Raw genomic sequence first — 21,051 nt, 5'->3', positions numbered from 1 at the left:
TGTGTGTGACTGTGGTTATTGTTTCCCTGAGCGGTGATCTTCCGTCCGCGTGCATGCACGACGTGTGAGAGGGGCTGTCATGGGGCAAATTATCGGAACCATCATTTTCGGCGCAGTCATCGGAATCCTGGCTCGTCTCGTACTGCCAGGTAAGCAGCAGTACGGCATGATCGTGACCGTCGTGCTGGGTATCGCCGGAGCGCTTATCGGGTACTGGGTCTGGGGAGCGATCTCGGACAAGGGCGACACGGGTGGAATCGACTGGATCCGCTGGATCATCAGCATCGCCGCGGCGGCCGTGCTCTCGATCGGCTACAGCGCCGTCACGGGCAAGAAATAGCAAGCCGACCCAATTCGAGAAGTGCGCCCTCCCGAAGTTCGGGAGGGCGCACTTCTTTTTGTTTGCCCTAGTTGTCCGACCCCAGTTGTGAGCGAACGGCACTTTCGTCGCCTCAGATGCGCCGAAAGGCGCGTTCGCTCAGGGCAGGGGACCGAATTCAGAGCGCCCGTCGCTGAAGATGCAGCGCCTCGAGGAACTGCGCCGGCAGATCCTGCTCGAGGATTTCGTCGTCAGGATGCGGTAGCGCTTTGATTTTGGCGAACTCGTCGTTGAGTCGTTCCATCTTGACATCGAGACGGTGTGCCGCGGCAGCAGCCTCGGTGAGTTCGTCGAGGAGTTCGACGGGAACCTCGCGGTTGTACTTGTAGTAGATCTTGTGCTCGAGGCTCGCCCAGAAATCCATCGCGATCGTGCGGATCTGAAGTTCGATCGGTACGTGCCTGACGCGGTCACTCATGAAAACCGGGACCTCGACGATCAAGTGCAAGCTCTTGTAGCCGTTGGGTTTCGGATCGGCGATGTAGTCCTCGCGCTCGATCACCCGAAGGTCCGTCTGGCTGGTGAGCATCTCGGCGATTCGGTACGTGTCGGAAATGAAGCTGCAGGTGATACGTACTCCAGCGATGTCGAAGATGTTCTTCGAGATGTCGTCGATCGTGAGCGGGATGTTCAGGCGTTGAGCCTTACGCAGGATGCTGTCCGGCGACTTGACCCGTGACGTCACGTGTTCGATGGGGCTGTACTGATTGATGTGAGTGAACTCGTCCTTGAGGATGTTCACCTTGGTCATCAGTTCGGAGATTCCGAATTGGTACAACATCATGAAGCGGGAGAACTCGGTCCGCAGTTCGGCGAAATCGGCCCTGCTGACCCCACTGCTGTCTTCCACGTTCGGCACCCTCATCTGTTAGCTGGTGTAACCAGTCTGCCACCGATTGTGCCGTGTCCGGTTTCAGTGGGTGCGCAGTGCGGCGAGCGTCATATCCCGCAGGACTCGACGCGCGCGTGCCGGCGAAGCGGGGTTGGCGCTGTGAGGGGTCGAGTTGATCAGACCGAAGGTGGCATGCGCTTTGATTCGTGCGTCCGCCTGATCGAGTTGGGGATCGAGTTGCTCGAGCACCCCGACCCACACCTCGACGTACTTGCGCTGCGTCTGGCGTACCTGTCGACGCGCGTCGGCCGGCAGGCTTTCGAGGTCGCGGTCCTGGATGCGGATCAGGTCCGGCTCGCCGAGCGCGAAGTCGAGGTGGAACTCCACCAGTGCGTCGAGTGCGGCGCTCGGTGAGTCCGCTGCCTCCGCTGCCGCAGAGCCGCCTTCGTGCAGGCGCGTGCTGATGCCGACGAGAAGTTCCACGAGGACGGCATCCTTGTTGGGGAAATGCCGGTACACGGCCGGGCCGCTGATGCCGACGGCGGCGCCGAGGTCTTCGAGTCGCACACTCACGAATCCGCGCTCGGCGATCAACCGGGCGGCGGCGTCCAAGAGCTGACGTCGACGGTCGGCCTTCATCTGATCGCGTCGCGTCGGAGCTGCTACCTGCTCAGAGGTCATTCTCTCGATCTTTCTTCGCTTGTGTTCTGGACAACTCAGTTAATCATAGTTAATCTAGTTTCAGTTATCGAGCATTAACTCATGGCGAAGGCGGCGGGATGACTCCCAGTGGAATCACGCAAGGATCGGGCTACCGGTCCGATCACACCGTTCTGGTGGACGAACTGAAGAAGAAACTGGCGCAAGCAGCGCTGGGTGGCAACCAGCGCTCTCGCGAGCGTCACGTGAGCAGAGGGAAGTTACTGCCGCGAGATCGCGTCGACTCGCTGCTCGACCAGGGCAGCCCGTTCCTCGAGCTGTCCCCACTGGCGGCCAACGGCCTGTACGACGACGAGTGCCCGGGCGCCGGCGTCATCACCGGTATCGGTCGTGTGTCGGGTCGCGAGTGCGTCATCGTTGCCAACGACGCGACGGTCAAGGGCGGCACCTACTACCCGATGACGGTGAAGAAGCACCTGCGCGCGCAGGAAGTTGCGCTGCAGAACAACCTTCCCTGCATCTACCTCGTCGACTCCGGCGGCGCCTTCCTGCCGCGCCAGGACGAGGTCTTCCCGGACCGTGAGCACTTCGGCCGGATCTTCTACAACCAGGCGACCATGAGCGCCAAGGGGATTCCCCAGATCGCCGCGGTTCTCGGTTCGTGCACCGCGGGCGGCGCCTACGTGCCCGCGATGAGCGACGAAGCAGTGATCGTCCGCAACCAGGGCACCATCTTCCTCGGCGGCCCGCCGCTGGTGAAGGCAGCCACCGGCGAGATCGTGACGGCGGAAGAGCTCGGCGGCGGCGACCTGCACTCCAAGGTTTCCGGCGTCACCGACCACCTGGCCGAGGACGACCGCGACGCACTTCGGATCGTGCGCAACATCATTGCCACGCTCGGCCCCCGGTCCGAGCGCCCGTGGGACGTCATCTCCACGGTTCCGCCCGTCGCCGATCAGAGCGAGCTGTACGACGTCGTTCCGACTGATCCCCGTACTCCGTACGACGTGCACGAGGTCATCACCAAGCTCGTCGACGGTGGCGCGTTCCAGGAGTTCAAGGCTGAATACGGCAAGACGCTCGTCACCGGTTTCGCGCACATCGAGGGCCACCCGGTCGGCATCATCGCCAACAACGGCGTGCTCTTCGGCGAATCCGCCATGAAGGGAGCACATTTCATCGAACTGTGTGACAAGCGCAGTGTGCCGCTGCTGTTCCTGCAGAACATCGCGGGCTTCATGGTGGGACGCGACTACGAGGCCGGCGGCATCGCCAAGCACGGCGCCAAGATGGTCACGGCAGTCGCGTGTGCGCGGGTCCCCAAGCTGACAGTTGTCATCGGCGGCTCGTACGGCGCCGGCAACTACTCCATGTGTGGACGCGCGTATTCACCTCGCTTCCTGTGGATGTGGCCGAACGCGCGCATCTCGGTCATGGGCGGCGAGCAGGCAGCTTCGGTGCTCTCGACGGTTCGTAGCGAGCAGCTCGACAGCGCGGGTAATCCGTGGTCGGCCGAGGACGAAGAATCCTTCAAGGCGCCGATCCGCGAGCAGTACGAGGCTCAGGGCAATCCGTACTACTCCACTGCGCGGCTGTGGGATGACGGTGTCATCGATCCCGCAGATACCAGAACTGTTCTCGGCCTGGCCCTTTCGGTGTGCGCGAACGCGCCGATCGAGCCGGTCTCCTACGGCGTCTTCCGGATGTGAGCGAAATGACTGAGTTGCGCACTATCGATACTGTTCTCGTGGCCAACCGCGGTGAAATCGCGGTTCGCGTGATCCGCACGTTGCGTGAGTTGGGAATTCGCAGCGTCGCCGTCTACAGCGACGCCGACGCGAATGCTCGCCACGTCCGCGAGGCCGACACTGCCGTCAACATCGGACCGGCCGCGGCGCGTGAAAGCTACCTCGTCATCGACAAGGTCATCGACGCTGCCAAGTCCACCGGTGCTCAGGGTATTCACCCCGGTTACGGCTTCCTGTCGGAGAACTCGGCGTTCTCGGCTGCCTGTGCGGCTGCCGGAATCGCCTTCCTCGGTCCCTCCGAGCACGCCATCGAGGTGATGGGTGACAAGATCACCGCGAAGAACGCCGTTGCCGCGTTCGACGTACCGGTGGTCCCGGGTATCGCTCGCCCCAATCTGACCGACGAAGAACTGATCGCAGCGGCCGAGGACATCGGCTACCCGGTGTTGGTCAAGCCTTCGGCCGGCGGAGGCGGCAAGGGAATGCGTCTGGTCGAGGATCCGGCCAATCTGGCCGAGGCTCTTCGCAGTGCCCGCCGTGAGGCCGCGTCGTCGTTCGGCGACGACACCCTGTTCCTCGAGCGATTCGTCCTGCGGCCCCGGCACATCGAGGTCCAGGTTCTCGCCGACCAGCACGGCAACGTCGTTCACCTCGGTGAGCGCGAATGCAGCCTGCAGCGGCGTCATCAGAAGGTCATCGAAGAGGCTCCCTCGCCGCTGCTCGATCAGGTGACCCGTGACCGGATCGGCGCGGCAGCGTGCAACACCGCTCGAAGCGTCGATTACACCGGCGCCGGCACCGTGGAGTTCATCGTCTCCGCCGACAAGCCGGACGAGTTCTTCTTCATGGAGATGAACACCCGCCTCCAGGTCGAGCATCCCGTTACCGAAATGGTGACCGGACTGGATCTGGTCGAATGGCAGGTCCGTGTGGCAGCAGGGGAGAAGTTGGCCTTCTCCCAGAGTGACATCACGCTGACCGGGCACGCCATCGAAGCTCGTGTGTACGCGGAGGATCCGGGCCGTGGGTTCCTGCCGACGGGCGGCCGCGTCGTCGATCTGGTCGAGCCGTCAGGTTCCGGCGTGCGCGTCGATTCCGGACTGCTCGCGGGCACCGTCGTCGGCAGTGACTACGACCCGATGCTCAGCAAGGTCATCGCCCACGCTCCCGACCGCGCGGGCGCACTGCGCAAGCTCGATCGCGCACTCGGTGACACCGCAGTGCTCGGAGTCGTGACCAACATCGAATTCGCACGGTTCCTCCTCGCTGATCCGGATGTGATCGCGGGCAACCTCGACACCGGTCTGCTCGATCGTCGCGTCGAAGACTTTGTCGCAGCCGACGCCTCCGACGAGGTGCTCATTGCTGCCGCGGCGTATCGCTGGCTCTCGCGGTGGACAACCTCGGAATGCGTTGATCCCTGGGATGTCCCGAGTGGGTGGCGCGTCGGAACTCCCGCTCCGACCAGCATCAGGCTCTCCGCCGGCACCCGAACGGCGCACGTTGCGATCGTCGGCGTTCCCGCGGATGCAAAGGTCGAGGTCGAAGGTTCACAGCCTCGCGCATTCAGCGCGACCCTGACGGGATCCGAACTGGCGGTGGTGATCGACGGACGTCGACGCACGTTTGTCGTCGCCGAGACCGATGGTGGTCTGTGGCTGGCAGGCGGCGGAACCTGGCACGTGCGCGAGGTTGCCGAAGTCAGCGTTCGCGGTGAGGACAAGCACGCCGGTGACGCCGAAATCGCCAGCCCCATGCCCGGTGCCGTCATCGCAGTCAACGTCGAGAACGGCGCGGCAGTGAGCGCGGGACAACCACTCGTCGTGGTCGAGGCCATGAAGATGGAGCACTCCTTGACGTCCCCGATCGACGGAATCGTGGAAGTGCTTGTCCGTCAGGGCGATCAGGTGATGGTGGATCAGGTTCTGGCCCGCGTGGTACCTGTCACGGACGAAGAGACTGCAGAAGTAAAGACCGAGAACACGACGCAGAAGGAAGACGCCTGATGTCCGATTACCTTGCCACCGGAGCTCTTCCGGACGAATACCAGCAGCTCGCCAAGACGGTTGCAGATTTCGCGAAGACCGTAGTGGCACCGGTTGCTGCCGAGCACGACGCCAACCACACCTTCCCGTACGAGGTAGTGGCCGGGATGGCCGACATGGGACTGTTCGGCCTGCCGTTTCCCGAGGAGTACGGCGGAATGGGCGGCGACTACTTCGCACTCTGCCTGGCGCTCGAAGAGCTGGGCAAGGTCGACCAGAGCGTCGCGATCACTCTCGAAGCTGGTGTGTCCCTTGGTGCCATGCCGATCTACCGTTTCGGTAACGAGGCACAGAAGCAGGAGTGGCTTCCGCAGCTCACCAGCGGCAAGTCGTTGGCTGCCTTCGGCCTGACCGAACCCGGTGCGGGTAGCGACGCCGGCGGAACCAAGACCACCGCGAAGTTCGACAGCGGTGAGTGGATCATCAACGGCAACAAGCAGTTCATCACCAACTCGGGCACCGACATCACCAAGCTCGTGACGGTCACCGCGGTCACGGGTGTCAAGGACGGCGGCAAGAAGGAGATCTCGACGATCCTCGTGCCGACCACGACGCCCGGCTTCACGGCCGAACCGGCGTACAACAAAGTCGGTTGGAACGCATCCGACACCCATCCGCTCACGTTCGCCGATGTTCGTGTCCCCGAAGAGAATCTGCTCGGTGAGCGCGGCCGCGGCTACGCGAACTTCCTGCGCATCCTCGACGAAGGCCGCATCGCCATCTCCGCGTTGAGCGTCGGTGCCGCCCAGGGCTGCGTCGACGAGTCGATCAAGTACGCCAAGGAGCGCGAGGCGTTCGGTCGCCCCATCGGACACAACCAGGCCATCGCGTTCAAGATCGCGCGTATGGAGGCTCGTGCCCACGTCGCACGTACCGCGTACTACGACGCGGCCGCACTCATGTTGTCGGGCAAGCCGTTCAAGAAGCAGGCGTCCATCGCCAAGCTGATTTCCTCCGAAGCTGCCATGGACAACGCCCGTGACGCCACGCAGATCCACGGCGGATACGGCTTCATGAACGAGTACGCCGTCGCGCGCCACTACCGTGACAGCAAGATCCTCGAAATCGGTGAGGGAACGACCGAGGTGCAGTTGATGCTCATCGCTCGTGAGGCAGGGCTGTGACGAACCCCAAGAAGATCACTCAGCGCGGGCTCTGGTTCGAGGAGTTCGAGGTCGGCGCGATCTACGAGCATCGCCCAGGCCGGACGGTGACCGAGGCTGACAACGTCCTGTTCACGACTTTGACCATGAACACGCAGGCGTTGCATCTCGATGCCGCGTACAGCGAGGACACTCAATTCGGTGTGCGGCTGGTCAATTCGATGTTCACCCTGTCGACCATCGTCGGCCTGTCCGTCGCGCAGTTGACGCAGGGCACCATCGTGGCGAACCTCGGTTTCTCCGAGATCAGCTTCCCGAAGCCGCTCTTTCACGGCGACACCTTGTATGCCGAGACGCTCATCGCGGACAAGCGCGAGTCGAAGAGCCGTCCAGGTGAGGGCATCGTGACGCTCGTGCACACCGGGCGCAACCAGCACGGTGACGTCGTCGCACTGGCCACGCGCAAGACACTGGTGCAACTGCGTCCGGCAGAGGTGTCCTCATGACGTGGACACCGCCGGGGCCGGCGTGGTTGTTCTGCCCGGCGGATCGTCCCGAGCGCTATGCGAAGGCCGCGGCTGTTGCCGACGTCGTGATCCTCGATCTCGAAGACGGTGTGGCTCCGGCCGACAAGGAAGCCGCACGTGCAGCCCTGATCGACACGCCTCTCGATCCGGAGCGGACGGTCGTGCGCGTCAATCCGGTCGGTACACCTGATCACGAACTCGATCTGATCGCGCTGGACGGCACACACTATTCGCGTCTCATGCTGTCCAAGTGCGAATCGGCCGAGGACGTCCTCTCGCTCGCACCGGCGGACGTGGTTGCGCTCGTCGAGTCCCCGCGAGGAGCCCTCGCCGTGGCCGACATCGCGCTTGCTGCGAACGCCATCGGTGTCATGTGGGGAGCCGAGGATCTTGTGGCCGGTCTCGGCGGTAATTCGAGCAGGCACCCGAACGGTTCGTACCGCGACGTTGCCAAGCATGTCCGATCGACGTCTCTCCTGGCCGCGAAGAGCTACGGCCGGTTGGCTGTCGATTCCGTGTACCTCGACATCAAGGACCTCGTCGGCCTGGGCGTCGAGTCCGCTGATGCCGTCGCAGTCGGCTTCGACGTGAAGGTTGCGATCCATCCGAGTCAGGTCGAGGTCATTCGCGGGGCCTTCGCACCTTCGGAAAAAGAGATCGACTGGGCCACACGAGTGCTTGCCGCGGTGTCTACTGAACGTGGTGTGTTCGCGTTCGAGGGCAAGATGGTCGACGCTCCCGTTCTCCGTCACGCCGAGAAGCTTCTTCACCGAGCCGGAATCTTTCAGCAGAAGGAGAACTAACGGATGAGCAAAGTCGTGAATACGGCAGCTGAGGCAGTTGCCGACATCGCGAGCGGATCCAGGCTCGCAGTGGGCGGCTTCGGGCTGTGCGGTATTCCCGACGCACTGATCGCGGCGATCGCCGACGGCGACGCCACCGATCTCGAGGTGTTCTCCAACAACTGCGGTGTCGACGACTACGGTCTCGGCATTCTGCTCGGCGCGCACCGGATCGCCAGGGTGACGGCGTCGTACGTGGGGGAGAACAAGGAGTTCGCGCGCCAGTATCTCGCCGGTGAGCTCGAAGTGGAGTTGACGCCGCAGGGGACGCTGGCCGAGCGGCTGCGAGCTGGAGGTACCGGCATCCCGGCGTTCTACACTCCGGCCGGCGTCGGCACCCCGATCGCCGAGGGCGGCTTGCCGTGGCGATACAACCCGGACGGTTCGATCGCCGTGGCGTCGCCACCGAAGGCGACGGCAGTGTTCGGTGGCCGCACGTATGTATTGGAAGAGGCGATCACCGCTGACTTCGCGCTCGTGCACGCGGACTACGGCGACACCGAAGGAAATCTCGTCTTCAACAAGACGGCGATGAACTTCAACCCGCTTGCTGCCATGGCCGGCCGGATCACCATCGCGCAGGTGGAGAACCTCGTCGAGCCGGGCGACATCGACCCCGCACACGTGCACCTACCTGGAGTGTTCGTCGCGCGCGTCGTACACACAGGCCCACAGGAGAAGCGGATCGAGAAGCGGACCGTCTCAGGAGGTACCAAGTGAGCAGCGCAGAGGAAACTCGTATCGGTTGGACCCGCCACGAGATGGCCGCTCGCGCTGCCGCCGAGATGCGGCCGGGGGAGTACATCAACCTCGGCATCGGCCTGCCGACTCTGATCCCCAGTTACCTGCCCGAGGGCGTCAAGGTGGTCCTCCACAGCGAGAACGGCATCCTCGGTACCGGACCGTATCCGACCGATGATCAGGTCGATGCCGACCTCATCAATGCCGGTAAAGAAACCGTCACCGTCAATCCTGGTGCCGCGTTCTTCGACTCGGCCCTCTCCTTCGGGATGATCCGCGGTGGTCACATCGACACCGCGGTGCTCGGCGGGATGCAGGTATCGAAGACCGGTGACCTTGCCAACTGGATGGTGCCGGGCAAGATGGTCAAGGGCATGGGTGGGGCGATGGACCTGGTCCATGGAGCCCGCCGCGTCATCGTCGTGATGGAGCACACCGACCGCGACGGCAATCCCAAGATCGTCGAGGCCTGCACGCTGCCGCTTACCGGTCAGAGCGTCGTCAACCGGATCATCACCGACCTGGCAGTGCTGGACGTCACCGCGGACGGGCTGCAGCTTGTGGAGCTGGCTCCAGGGGTCAGCAGCGAGCACCTGAAGAGTGTGACTGGTGTGGGCTTTTCCTGAAGCTTCGTACCGTAAATCGAAGAACGCGCCGACCGCTGGTCGGCGCGTTCTTTCGTCGGTCTGTCGGCGAGTACCGATAGTCTCGATCAGCGACTGTCGAATCTTGTTCGAGCTCAGACACCCAGTACCCGGCGGCCCTGTAAATTGTCCGAGGTGACTGATGTGGATTGGGGTGTAGATCGTCGGTTGCAATTGATTGTCCCAGGGGGAGAGGTGTCGCGCGCCGCGTCTGAACGGTGCGTTTCGGCAATGCGATCGGGGGGTAGATGAGCTGGGCGATTTGTAACGAATTGCAACAAAACCGTCGATACACCGGGGTATGGATTTCTCTTGTCACCTATGTATCGGAGACAATGGGTGGTTCTGGCTCGTCGAGGTTGGATGAGGTCGGTAGCTGCTGCGAATCGGACGTTCGGCTCGCACGGGTGCGCAATGGTGTGGAAGAGAGGCTGTGGGCGTGAATTCGCTGGGTAACGGAGAACTGGGGAGCGGCAAGCCGGAGGTCGGCAGCTCGCCGGAAGACGTTCAGCGATCCGACGCATTCCCGCTTTCCGCGGCCCAGCTCGGTATGTGGTTCGCGCAACACCTCGATCCCGCCGTTCCGGTCAACATCGCTCAGTACGTCGAACTCCGTGGTGCTCTGGAACTTGACGCCCTTCGGCAGGCCTGCGCAGACGCCGGTCGCGAAATCGGGTCGGCCTTCGTCCGGATCTTCGAGATCGACGCCCAGCCTTACCAGATCATCGACCCCACACTCGATGATTCGGTCGGTTACGTCGACCTTCGTAGTGAAGACGACTCGCACGACGCTGCCATGCGGTGGATGCGAGCAGATCGCAGCCGGCCGATCGACATGCTCACGGACCGCTTGATCTCTGCCACGATCCTGCGGCTCGGCGAGAATCGCTACTACTGGTACACGCGGGTCCACCACACAATTCTCGACGGATTCGGTGCGTCGACGTTCGTCACTCGTGTGGCGGAGCTGTACTCGGCGCGCGTGGAGGGCCGGGATCCGGAGCCGAGTGAGGCCTCCGATCTCCGGAACGTCTACGAGGTGGACAACAAGTACCGCCAGTCGAGTCGTTTCGAAACCGATCGCAAGTACTGGGCAGACAAGATCGAGAATCTCGACGAGATCTCGAGCCTCGCGGGTCGAAGTGCCGCGCCGGCTCCAGTCAGTCGGATCGACAGTGCAGCGCTGTCCAACCACGTCGAGGCTCTGCTCGGGCGGTTCCTCGAGCGCATCGAGAAGACCACTGTTGCCGGCACTGTCGTCGCGGCGTTTGCGGCGTACCTCGCTCAGATGACCGGGCGAGAGGACGTGTCGCTGAGTCTGCCCGTTTCCGGTCGAACAACAGCCGTGCTGCGTCGATCCGGAGGCATGGTCTCCAACGTCGTGCCGCTGCGACTGACCGTCACTGCGGACACCACCGTCCAGGAGCTTCTGGACGACGTCAGGAACGAAATGTCCGGCGCACTGCGCCACCAGCGATACCGACACGAGGACATGGTTCGCGGCGGTGACGGGCCGGGCCGGGGCGGATTCTTCGGCCCGTGGATCAACATCATGATGTTTTCCACCGAGTTGGCGTTCGGGCCCCTCGTCGGCGAACTTCACATCTTGTCCACGGGTTTGATCGAAGACCTCGGTGTCAACCTGTATCAGAGCGTCGGCGATACCCGCACACACATCGACTTCGAGTCGAATCCCAATCTGTACGCGCCCGCGGACGCCCAGCGAAATCACTCGCGGTTCGTAGAGTTTCTCGAGAAGTTCGTCTCGGCCGAAACGAGCCGCAAGGTCTGGGATCTTCCTGTCGCAACCGACGAGGAGCGAAACAAGGTTGCCTTGTGGAACCGCACCGGCTTCCACGTTGCCTCGCAGACCATCACCGAAGCATTCGAGCGTCAGGTCGAGAGAACTCCCGATGCCACCGCTGTCATTTTCGAAGGCGCCAGCCTCACGTACGCCGAATTCGACTCTCGCGCAAATGGTTTGGCTCGTCAACTCATCGCCATGGGTGTTGGGCCCGAATCGCTTGTAGGACTGTCGATCCGCAGGTCTTTGGACTTGATGGTCGGTCTGTACGCGATTGCCAAGGCCGGCGGAGCCTGGGTACCGGTGGATCCCGACCACCCAGCCGACCGCACCGCCTACATTCTCGAGTCGGCGCAGCCCACGTGTGTTGTGACCACTGCGCGGGACGACGTGGATCTGCCCTCGGGCACACGGGTCATCGAGATCGACACACTGGACTATGGGCAGCTCGACAGCAGACCGATCGTCAACGCGGATCGCCTGTCTCCCTTGCATTTCTCGAACACTGCGTACGTGATCTACACCTCGGGTTCGACCGGTCGACCCAAGGGTGTCGCGGTCACTCACTCGGCGATCAACAATCAGCTTCAGTGGATGAACGCCGAGTACGGGCTTTCGGCGTCGGACATCTACCTGCAGAAGACCGCTACGACATTCGACGTGTCGCTGTGGGGATTTTTCATGCCGTTGCAGGTCGGCGCCACGCTCGTCGTCGCGACTCCGGACGGTCATCGAGACCCGATCTACGTGGCGAACAAGATCGCGGAGCTCGGCGTCACGATCACCGACTTCGTGCCATCCATGCTCACGCTGTTCACTGCGAATGCACCTGCCGGATCTTGTGATTCGTTGCGCCACGTGTTCGTCATCGGCGAGGCGCTCCCGCCCGAGACGTCTTCCGCCTTCCGCGAACTCTGTGGAGCCGGACTGCACAACCTGTACGGTCCGACCGAAGCCGCGGTATCGGTCACGTACTACGAGGCCGTGGCCACGGATACTACTTCCGTGCCGATCGGTATGCCGCAGTGGAACACTCAGGCGCACGTACTGGACGGACAACTTCGCCCGACCCCCATCGGGCAGCCGGGTGAGCTCTATCTCGCCGGCGTTCAACTCGCGCGCGGATACGTTGGTCGACCGGACCTGAGCTCGGATCGGTTCGTAGCCAATCCGTACGGCACGGCCGGTGAGCGTATGTACCGGACCGGCGACCTCGTTCGTCGCCGTGAGGACGGAAATCTCGACTACATCGGGCGTACAGACTTCCAGGTGAAGTTCCGCGGGCAGCGCATCGAACTCGGCGAGATCGAGACCGTCCTTCTGGCGCACCCCGACGTTTCGCAGGCTGTCGTTTTGGTGACCGTCACCCCGACCGGTGATCAATTGGTCGGCTACGTCGTGCCGGGTCCAGGCCGAAACATCGATGCTGCGGTGCTCAGTGAGTTCGCCGGCCGAAGCCTCCCGTCGTACATGGTTCCGGCCGCGTTGATGGTGCTCGATGCGTTGCCGCTCAACACGAGTGGCAAATTGGATCGTGCCGGGTTGCCCGAGCCGGTGTTCGCGAGTGCGAAGCAGTACCGCGAGCCCCGCACCGAAATCGAACGCATCGTGGCGGACGTGTTTGCCGACGTTCTCGGTGTCGAGCGCGTCGGTATCGATGACGACTTCTTCGAGCTCGGTGGAAACTCTCTGGTTGCAACACAATTAGTGACGCGAGTGGGTTCGGCATTGGGAGTGCAACTCGGCGTTCGAGAGCTCTTCGAATCCACCACGGTCGCCACCCTGGCGGCCCGCGCCGAGTCGGTGGCGGGCAACGCCAGGCAGCTCACCCCGCTGATCGCCAAGCCTCGTCCCGAGGTCGTCCCGCTCTCGCTTGCGCAGCAGCGCATGTGGTTCATCAACCGTCTCGATCCGTCGACGCCCGCCTACAATCTTCCGTTCACGGTCCGGCTCACCGGTTCGGTGGACCCGTCCGCCCTGCATGCCGCGGTGATGGATCTTCTCGAGCGACACGAGTCCTTGCGGACGATCTACCCTGATGTCGACGGAACCGCGCAACAGCTGGTTCTGCCGGTCGACCGGGCCGCGGTGGAGTTGAATCCGGTCAAGATTCGGAATTCGCATCTCGACGCGGCGCTGTTCGACGTGGCGTCTCGCGGCTTCGACGTGACGCTCGAAATCCCGGTACGGGTTGCCCTCTTCGAGGTGTCTCCGACGGACTACGTCCTGGTGATGGTTCTCCATCACATCGCTGCAGACGGACTGTCGTTCCGTCCGCTCGCACGTGACCTTCTCGTCGCCTACTCGGCGCGAAGTGAGAAGTCTGCGCCGGCGTGGACGCCGCTGCCAATTCAGTACGCCGACTACGCCCTGTGGCAGCGCGAAGCACTGGGATCCGACGAAGACCCGCGCTCGGAGTCGTCTCGCCAGATAAACTTCTGGCGCCGGGCACTTGCCGATCTGCCGGATCAGTTGGATCTGCCGACCGACCGACCTCGTCCTGCCATCGCGTCCAATCACGGCGCCAAGCACCATTTTCAGATCAGCGAACGCACGACGCGCAAGTTGAACGAGTTGGCGCGCTCGAGGAGCGTCTCGCTGTTCATGGTGTTGCAGGCGGCATATGCAACGCTGTTGAGCCGGCTCAGTGGTACCTCCGACATCGCGATCGGTGCCCCGATCGGTGGGCGAGGCGATCAAGCGCTCAACGACGTGATCGGCATGTTCGTGAACACCCTGGTGCTTCGCACCGAGGTCGATCCGAACGAACGATTCGAAGAGTTGCTCGCTCGGGTAAGGGAATCGGGCTTGTCTGCCTACGGGCATGCCGATGTGCCGTTCGAGCGGTTGGTCGAAGTTCTGAGTCCGGCGCGTTCGCAGGCTCGACACCCGCTGTTCCAGGTTGCGCTCACTGCGGAGATCAGTGGACGACGCGAACTGGAATTCTCAGGTGTCAAAGCAGTTGCAGCTGAATTGGAAGTACCGGTCGCCAAATTCGATCTCGAGCTCATGGTGTCCGAGAATCCTGAAGGCAGCGAAGACTCGGACGTCTTGAGCGCCACCTTCACCTATGCCACGGACCTGTTCGATCCGGCCACGGTGAACACTTTCGCTACTCGGTTCGTGCGCATCCTCGATGCCGTGGCTACCCGACCTGAAACGATCGTCGGCGATATCGACCTGCTCTCACGCTCCGAGCGCACCGATCTGACGGTCGTAGCCGCGGATGACACGATGCCCCGGCAGAGTCTCGTCGACATCTTCCTGTCCGGCACGGCTGAGGCGGATTCGGTTGCTGTGCGCTTCGAGGGTCGATCGATCACCTATCGAGAGCTCGATGAGCAGTCGTCGAAGCTCGCACGGGTTCTGATCGGACGTGGCGCCGGCCCCGAGACCATTGTTGCTCTCGCCTTTCCTCGCTCGTACGAGATGGTCTGTGCAGTATGGGCGGTGGCGAAGTCAGGGGCGGCATACGTCCCAGTCGACCCGAGTTATCCGGAAGATCGTGTCCGGCACATGCTGGCCGATTCTTCGGCCGCGATGGGACTCACGTCGGGACAGTTCGTAGATCAGCTTCCTGCGGTCACAGAATGGTTGGTCCTTGACGGCCAGGCGCTGAACGGAGAACTGTCGGCGCAATCTTCAGCGCCGGTCACGGACGAGGACCGAATCGCTCCGATTCACAGTTCTCACGTTGCATATGTCATTTACACATCCGGTTCCACGGGAAAACCGAAGGGTGTCAGCGTCACTCACGGTGGACTCCGTGGGGTCAGAGACGCAGCACAGCGTCGCTACGAGGTAGAACAGTCCTCGCGCTTCCTCCATATCTGTTCACCGAGCTTCGACCCGTCGGTACTCGAATGGATGGTCGCCTTCTCCGCGGGTGCAACTTTGGTGATCGTTCCGTCGACAATTATCGGTGGACACGAGTTGTCGGATCTTCTTCATTCCGAGAAGGTCACACACGCGATCATCACTCCCGCAGTACTCGGGACCATGGAGCCGGCAGAGCTGCCTGAATTGCGAGTCGTCTCCGTCGGCGGTGACGTGACCACTCCCGAGTTGCTGGCGAAATGGGCCCCAGGGCGCGCCTACTTCAATGGGTATGGTCCGACCGAGACCACTATCATCTCGTCGTTCGGCGATCTCGCGATCGGCCGATCGATCGACATCGGGCGTCCCGTCGAGGGCATGTCGGCACTGGTACTCGACGAGCGTCTGCATCCTGTTCCAGTCGGTACCAGGGGAGAGCTCTACTTTGCGGGCGCTGCATTGGCTCGCGGCTACCATGAGCGGCGAGGCCTTTCTGCGGAACGGTTTGTCGCCAACCCGTATTCGCCGGATGGCGAGCGAATGTACCGGACCGGCGATGTCGTGCGCTGGACCGGCGGAGACGCGCGCGGTGACGCGGGGGTTCTCGAATACGTCGGCCGCAGTGACTTCCAGGTCAAGGTTCGCGGATTCCGTATCGAACTCGGTGAGATCGACGCAGTTCTGTCCTCGCACGAGTCTGTGCGCTTCGCGGTGACGGTCGGAAGCGAAGGCGCGGCGGGTGTCACAACCCTCGTTTCCTACGTCGAACTGGCTGACGGGTCGAGTTTCGATCGGGACGTGCTCGCCTCGTTCGTGGCGGAGGCTCTGCCGAGCTACATGGTTCCGTCCGTCATCATGGAACTCGCTGAGGTTCCGTTGACCCCGGTGGGCAAATTGGATCGCCGGGCTTTGCCGGAGCCTGTTTTCGAGGTCCGCGAGTTTCGTGCACCCACCACGCCGGTGGAAGAGATTGTCGCGCAGGTGATTGCGGATGTTCTCGGAGTGGAACGAGTCGGCCTCGACGACGACTTCTTTGAACTCGGTGGCAACTCCCTGGTGGCTACTCAGGTCACCTCCCGATTGGGGCGGGCGCTCGACACTACGGTGCCGGTGCGAACGCTGTTCGACGTTTCCACCGTCGAGGCGCTCGCCGCACACATCGAGTCGCACGTAGGTAGCGGCGGGCAGAAGGCGCTCGTCGCACAGGTGCGTCCCGCGGAAATTCCGTTGTCGCTGGCGCAGCAGCGCATGTGGTTCCTGAACCGCTTCGACACCGACTCAGCTGCTTACAACATCACTTTTGCTCTGCACCTGACTGGTCATCTCGATACTGCCGCGATGGAAATGGCGCTGGAGGACGTACTGGCCCGGCACGAGGTGCTCCGAACGGTATATCCGGACGGGGCTTCCGGACCGAAGCAGTCGATTCTGTCGCTTTCGGAGGCGTTCGGCGGGCTGACCGTGGAGTCGGTTTCGGATCCGGACGAGCTCGAAAGTCGAGTCGCTGCAATCGGATCCTCAGCGATCGACGTCACTGTCGACGTGCCGATCCGTGTCCGCCTGTTGACGGTCAGCGACACCGAGCACACCCTTGCGATCGTGGTTCATCACATCGCCGCTGACGGTTGGTCGATGGCGCCCCTGGCTCGCGATGTCATGATTGCCTACTCGGCACGCAAGGACGGGATCGCGCCGGCGTGGCAGCCGTTGACTGTGCAGTACGCCGACTATTCGTTGTGGCAGCGTGAGGTTCTGGGGTCGGAAGACGACTCGGAATCACTGATCTCGCAGCAGATCTCGTACTGGACCGAGACTCTGGCAGACCTACCGGATGTGATCGAGCTTCCGTCGGACCGGTCTCGGCCTGATGTGGCGTCGATGCGCGGCGAGCGATTCGCGTTCGAGATCTCCGGGGATGTGCACCGTCGATTGGACGCGCTGGCACGGGAGAACAACGCGACGCTCTTCATGGCGTTGCACTCGGCGCTTGCCGTTCTGATGGCCCGACTGAGCGGAACCTCGGACATCGCCGTGGGCACTCCCGTTGCCGGTCGTGGCGACGAGGCGCTCGACGATCTCGTCGGCATGTTCGTCAACACGCTTGTTCTGCGGACCGAGGTCGACCCGGCCCAGGCATTCACGGATCTGCTGGCTGCGGCGAGTGATTCTGCGCTCGGAGCGTTCGCTCACTCGGACGTGCCCTTCGAGCGGTTGGTGGACGTCTTGGCTCCCGCCCGGTCGCAGGCCAGACATCCGCTGTTCCAGGTCGTGCTGTCCTTGCAGAATCTCGCGCAAACGGCATTGGAACTGCCGGGACTGGCGATCAAGGCCGCCGAAATCGACACGACCACTGCCAAGTTCGACCTCGAACTCGCAGTAACAGAGTCGATCGGCGAAGACGGGATCCAGCAAGGGCTCTCGGCCGAATTCACGTTTGCTGCAGATCTGTTCGACGTTTCGACGGTCGAGGGGTTTGCTCGGCGTCTGGTTCGTATCCTCGAGACCGTCGTGTCGGTTCCTTCGATTGTCGTCGGTGACATCGATATTCTCGATGCGGCCGAGCGGGGTGTGCTGGCCGATGTTCATGGAGGTCAGTCGGTCTCGGGAACCCTGGTCGAGATCCTCACAGCGGCGGCCGCTTTGGATCCGTCGGCGGATGCGATTCGCTTCGACGGTCAGTCAATCAGCTACCGCGAACTCGACGAGCGGTCGTCGCGACTCGCTCGTGTTCTGATTGAGAAGGGCGTCGGGCCGGAGGATCGGGTCGCGATCGCGATTCCGCGTTCGGCCGATTCGGTTCTCGCTCTGTGGGCAGTGGTGAAAACGGGTGCTGCATTCGTGCCCGTCGACCCGACGTATCCGGTTGACCGTATCGCCCACATGATCTCCGATTCCGGTGCGGTGCTGGGTCTTGCGCTCAGTGACGTCGAGGCAGGATTGCCGTCGGCGTTGACGTGGGTTGTTCTCGACGACGAGAAGACAGTGGCGGCGTGCGCGGCAGAATCTTGCGCGCCGGTGAGTGATTCGGATCGACGCAGTGCGATCGACGAGCGGCAGCCTGCTTACGTCATCTACACCTCTGGCACCACGGGTCTGCCCAAGGGCGTTGTGGTCACCAATGCGGGTGTGGCGAACTTCTGCGCCGAGCAGGTCGAGCGCTATGCGCTGACCGCGGATGCTCGAACGCTGCATTTCGCCTCGCCGAGTTTCGATGCTTCTGTTCTCGAGTTGCTGATGGCATTCGGAGCAGCATCGACGATGGTGATTGCGCCGACGACGGTGTACGGCGGCGCGGAATTGGCCGAGATCTTGCGCTCGGAGGGCGTGACGCATGCGTTCGTGACGCCCGCTGCGCTGGCATCAGTGGATCCGAGCGGGCTCGACGCGTTGCGGGTGGTTGTCGTCGGTGGCGAAGCCAGTTCGCGGTCTCTCGTTGCCAAGTGGGCGGTGCCGCTTCCGGATGGCGGTGTGCGTGGATTCTTCAATGCGTACGGTCCGACGGAGTCGACAGTCGCCTCGAACATCAGCGATACGCTGACCGCGTTTGATCGTATGAACATCGGCGGCCCGATTCGGGGAATGGCCGCGCGGATCTTGGACGGCCGCTTGCAGCCCGTTCCGGTTGGTGTCGCAGGTGAGTTGTACGTGTCGGGTGTTCAGGTCGCTCGTGGATACCTGGGACAGCCGGCATTGACAGCGGGTCGTTTTGTCGCAGACCCGTTCGGGGCGCCGGGAGAGCGGTTGTACCGCACGGGTGACGTGGTCCGGTGGATCGACGGTGGCGCAGTGGAGTACGTGGGCCGCAGTGACTTCCAGGTCAAGATCCGTGGGTTCCGTATCGAACTCGGCGAGATCGAGGCCGCGCTGACCCGTTGCGCGGGCGTTGCGCAAGCTGTTGCTCTCGTTCGTTCCGACGATCACTTCGGAGATCGTCTCGTTGCATACGTCGTGTCGCAGGCCGGCGCCGAGGTGGATCCCGCACAGGTCATCGAGTCGGTGTCGACGTTCCTGACCGGCTACATGGTCCCCGACTCGGTACTGGTGCTCGATTCGATTCCGTTGACCACCGCGGGCAAGACGGACATCAAGGCTCTGCCCTCGCCCGTATTCGAGTCCAAGGTGTACCAGGCGCCGATCACGACCGTCGAAGAGACTGTCGCGCAGGTGTTCTCCGAAGTTCTCGGAGTCGCACAGGTTGGCCGCGACGACGATTTCTTCGAACTCGGCGGCAACTCGTTGATCGCGACCCGTGTCGCCGCTCGGCTGGGAGAGGCGCTCGACACAAGCGTTCCGGTTCGTGCGCTCTTCGAAGCGTCGACCGTGCAGTCACTCGCCGTCCGGCTCGAGCTGCACGCCGGTTCGGGCGCCACCGCCCCACTGGTGCAGCAGCCCCGGCCAGCTCGGATCCCACTTTCGTTGGCGCAGCAGCGCATGTGGTTCCTGAACAGGTTCGAACCCGCGTCGGCAGTGAACAACGTCCCGGCGGCGATCAGGATTTCGGGCGCCCTCGATGTGGCAGCTCTTGACGCCGCCGTGATCGATGTCGTGGGCCGACACGAATCACTGCGAACTGTGTATCCAGACGTCGACGGCGTCGGCTATCAGGACGTCCTCGACGTCCAAGACGTTGTCGTCGATCTCAGCCCCGTGTCGATCACGGAAGATCGCCTGGCTGCGGGCGTCGCCGAGCTGGCGACAGTCGGCTTCGACGTGACGTCCGAAGTCCCGTTGCGCGCCAAGCTCTTCAAAGTCGGCGACAGCGAATACGTCCTGGTGTTCGTCGTGCATCACATCTCGACCGACGGTTTCTCGATGGGTCCGTTGACCCGTGACGTGATGGTTGCCTACGAAGCACGTACACGAGCGTCGGTGCCGGCTTGGACGCCGTTGCCGGTGCAGTACGCCGATTACTCGTTGTGGCAGCGTGAGGTTCTCGGGTCCGAGGACGATCCGCGGTCCGTGATCGCGAAGCAGATTGCGTTCTGGTCGGATGCGTTGGCTGATCTTCCGGAGCAGTTGGATCTGCCTGCCGATCGTCCGCGTCCCGAGGTCGCTTCAGGGCGCGGAGCCGAGGTCGAGTTCGATATCGACGCCACCCTGCACGAAGCTGTCAATTCGATTGCGCACAGCAGTAACTCGACACCGTTCATGGTTGTTCACGCAGCGCTCGCCGTCGTACTTTCTCGTTTGTCCGCAACGACCGACATCGCGATCGGTACACCGATCGCGGGTCGCGGTGAGGCGCAGCTCGACGATCTGATCGGTATGTTCGTCAACACTTTGGTGTTGCGCACCGAGGTTGATCCGTCGATGTCGTTCACGGATCTGTTGGCTTCGGCGCGTGAGGTGGATTTGCAGGCGTTCGCGCATGCGGATGTTCCGTTCGAGCGTGTGGTGGAGGTTCTCGATCCGGTTCGTTCGCAGGCTCGTCATCCGTTGTTCCAGGTGGCGTTGACGTTCCAGAACCACGAACAGACAACGCTCGAACTGGGCGACCTCGAAGTGTCGATCGAAAGTGCCGATCTTGCGTTGGCGAAATTCGACCTCCAGTTGACCCTGACCGAACGAACCGACGAGGCCGGCGCACCCGCCGGAATGTCCGCCTCTTTGACGTATGCGACGGATCTGTTCGACGAGTCGACCGTTGTGGAATTCGGTGATCGGCTGGTAAGGACCTTCCGTGCGGTGACTGCTGATCCCACCGTAGCGGTGGGTGACGTTGACATCTTGGTCGATGGAGAACGAAACCTGCTGTCCCGCTTCAGTGCCGGCCAGATCGATCATGGTGTGGATTCGACGTTGTCGGCGTGGTTCGATGATGCTGCTGCGCGGTTTGGTGATCGGGTTGCGGTGCGGTTCGGTGGCGAGTCGTTGTCGTATGGTGAGTTGTCGGTGCGGGCTAATCGTTTG

General features: G+C 62.7%; 11 protein-coding genes. 9 read left to right on the top strand and 2 right to left on the bottom strand.

Going from position 1 to position 21,051, the window contains the following annotated elements:
• The first annotated feature begins 79 nt into the window (after positions 1-79).
• The gene (locus G9U53_RS27980; protein ID WP_003942027.1) at positions 80-340 is read left to right on the top strand and encodes a GlsB/YeaQ/YmgE family stress response membrane protein; all 261 of its coding nucleotides are present in this window, start codon (positions 80-82) and stop codon (positions 338-340) included.
• 157 nt (positions 341-497) lie between these two features.
• Here the strand turns inward: G9U53_RS27980 and G9U53_RS27975 are convergent, their stop codons facing one another.
• Positions 498-1,229, bottom strand: coding sequence for a GTP pyrophosphokinase family protein (locus G9U53_RS27975; protein WP_007730187.1), 732 nt, complete (start codon positions 1,227-1,229; stop codon positions 498-500).
• A 63-nt stretch (positions 1,230-1,292) separates the two neighbouring features.
• Positions 1,293-1,892: a TetR/AcrR family transcriptional regulator gene (locus tag G9U53_RS27970; protein ID WP_003941968.1), complete on the bottom strand. Its 600-nt coding sequence runs from the start codon at positions 1,890-1,892 to the stop codon at positions 1,293-1,295.
• 98 nt (positions 1,893-1,990) lie between these two features.
• On the opposite strand from G9U53_RS27970, the gene G9U53_RS27965 reads away from it, so the two are divergent.
• From G9U53_RS27965 to G9U53_RS27930, 8 genes are all read left to right on the top strand, one after another.
• On the top strand, positions 1,991-3,580 hold the full coding sequence (locus G9U53_RS27965; protein ID WP_007730188.1) for a carboxyl transferase domain-containing protein: 1,590 nt from the start codon (positions 1,991-1,993) through the stop codon (positions 3,578-3,580).
• Positions 3,581-3,585: 5 nt separating this feature from the next.
• A complete protein-coding gene (locus G9U53_RS27960; protein WP_007730189.1) occupies positions 3,586-5,625 on the top strand; it encodes an acetyl/propionyl/methylcrotonyl-CoA carboxylase subunit alpha in 2,040 nt (679 codons plus the stop codon).
• The gene (locus G9U53_RS27955) at positions 5,625-6,788 is read left to right on the top strand and encodes an acyl-CoA dehydrogenase family protein (protein WP_007730190.1); all 1,164 of its coding nucleotides are present in this window, start codon (positions 5,625-5,627) and stop codon (positions 6,786-6,788) included. The genes G9U53_RS27960 and G9U53_RS27955 overlap by 1 nt, the downstream gene beginning before the upstream one ends.
• Positions 6,785-7,273, top strand: coding sequence for a MaoC family dehydratase (locus tag G9U53_RS27950; RefSeq protein WP_003942078.1), 489 nt, complete (start codon positions 6,785-6,787; stop codon positions 7,271-7,273). Before G9U53_RS27955 ends, G9U53_RS27950 begins: the two co-directional genes overlap by 4 nt.
• Positions 7,270-8,097, top strand: a complete 828-nt coding sequence (locus tag G9U53_RS27945; RefSeq protein WP_003942031.1) for a CoA ester lyase — start codon at positions 7,270-7,272, stop codon at positions 8,095-8,097. Before G9U53_RS27950 ends, G9U53_RS27945 begins: the two co-directional genes overlap by 4 nt.
• Before the next feature lie 3 nt (positions 8,098-8,100).
• On the top strand, positions 8,101-8,856 hold the full coding sequence (locus G9U53_RS27940; RefSeq protein ID WP_007730192.1) for a CoA transferase subunit A: 756 nt from the start codon (positions 8,101-8,103) through the stop codon (positions 8,854-8,856).
• A gap of 41 nt (positions 8,857-8,897) precedes the next feature.
• Positions 8,898-9,503, top strand: coding sequence for a 3-oxoacid CoA-transferase subunit B (locus G9U53_RS27935; RefSeq protein WP_207624682.1), 606 nt, complete (start codon positions 8,898-8,900; stop codon positions 9,501-9,503).
• Positions 9,504-9,960: 457 nt separating this feature from the next.
• Positions 9,961-21,051: amino acid adenylation domain-containing protein (locus G9U53_RS27930; RefSeq protein WP_347570836.1), on the top strand; the 11,091-nt coding region annotated here is incomplete at its 3' end.

Origin of the sequence: Rhodococcus sp. D-46 (assembly GCF_011290655.1) — a bacterium.
Classification (GTDB): Bacteria; Actinomycetota; Actinomycetes; order Mycobacteriales; family Mycobacteriaceae; genus Rhodococcus_F; species Rhodococcus_F qingshengii.
The sequence above is the reverse complement of the archived record's forward strand: the minus strand, read 5'-3'. Positions and strand labels throughout refer to the sequence as shown.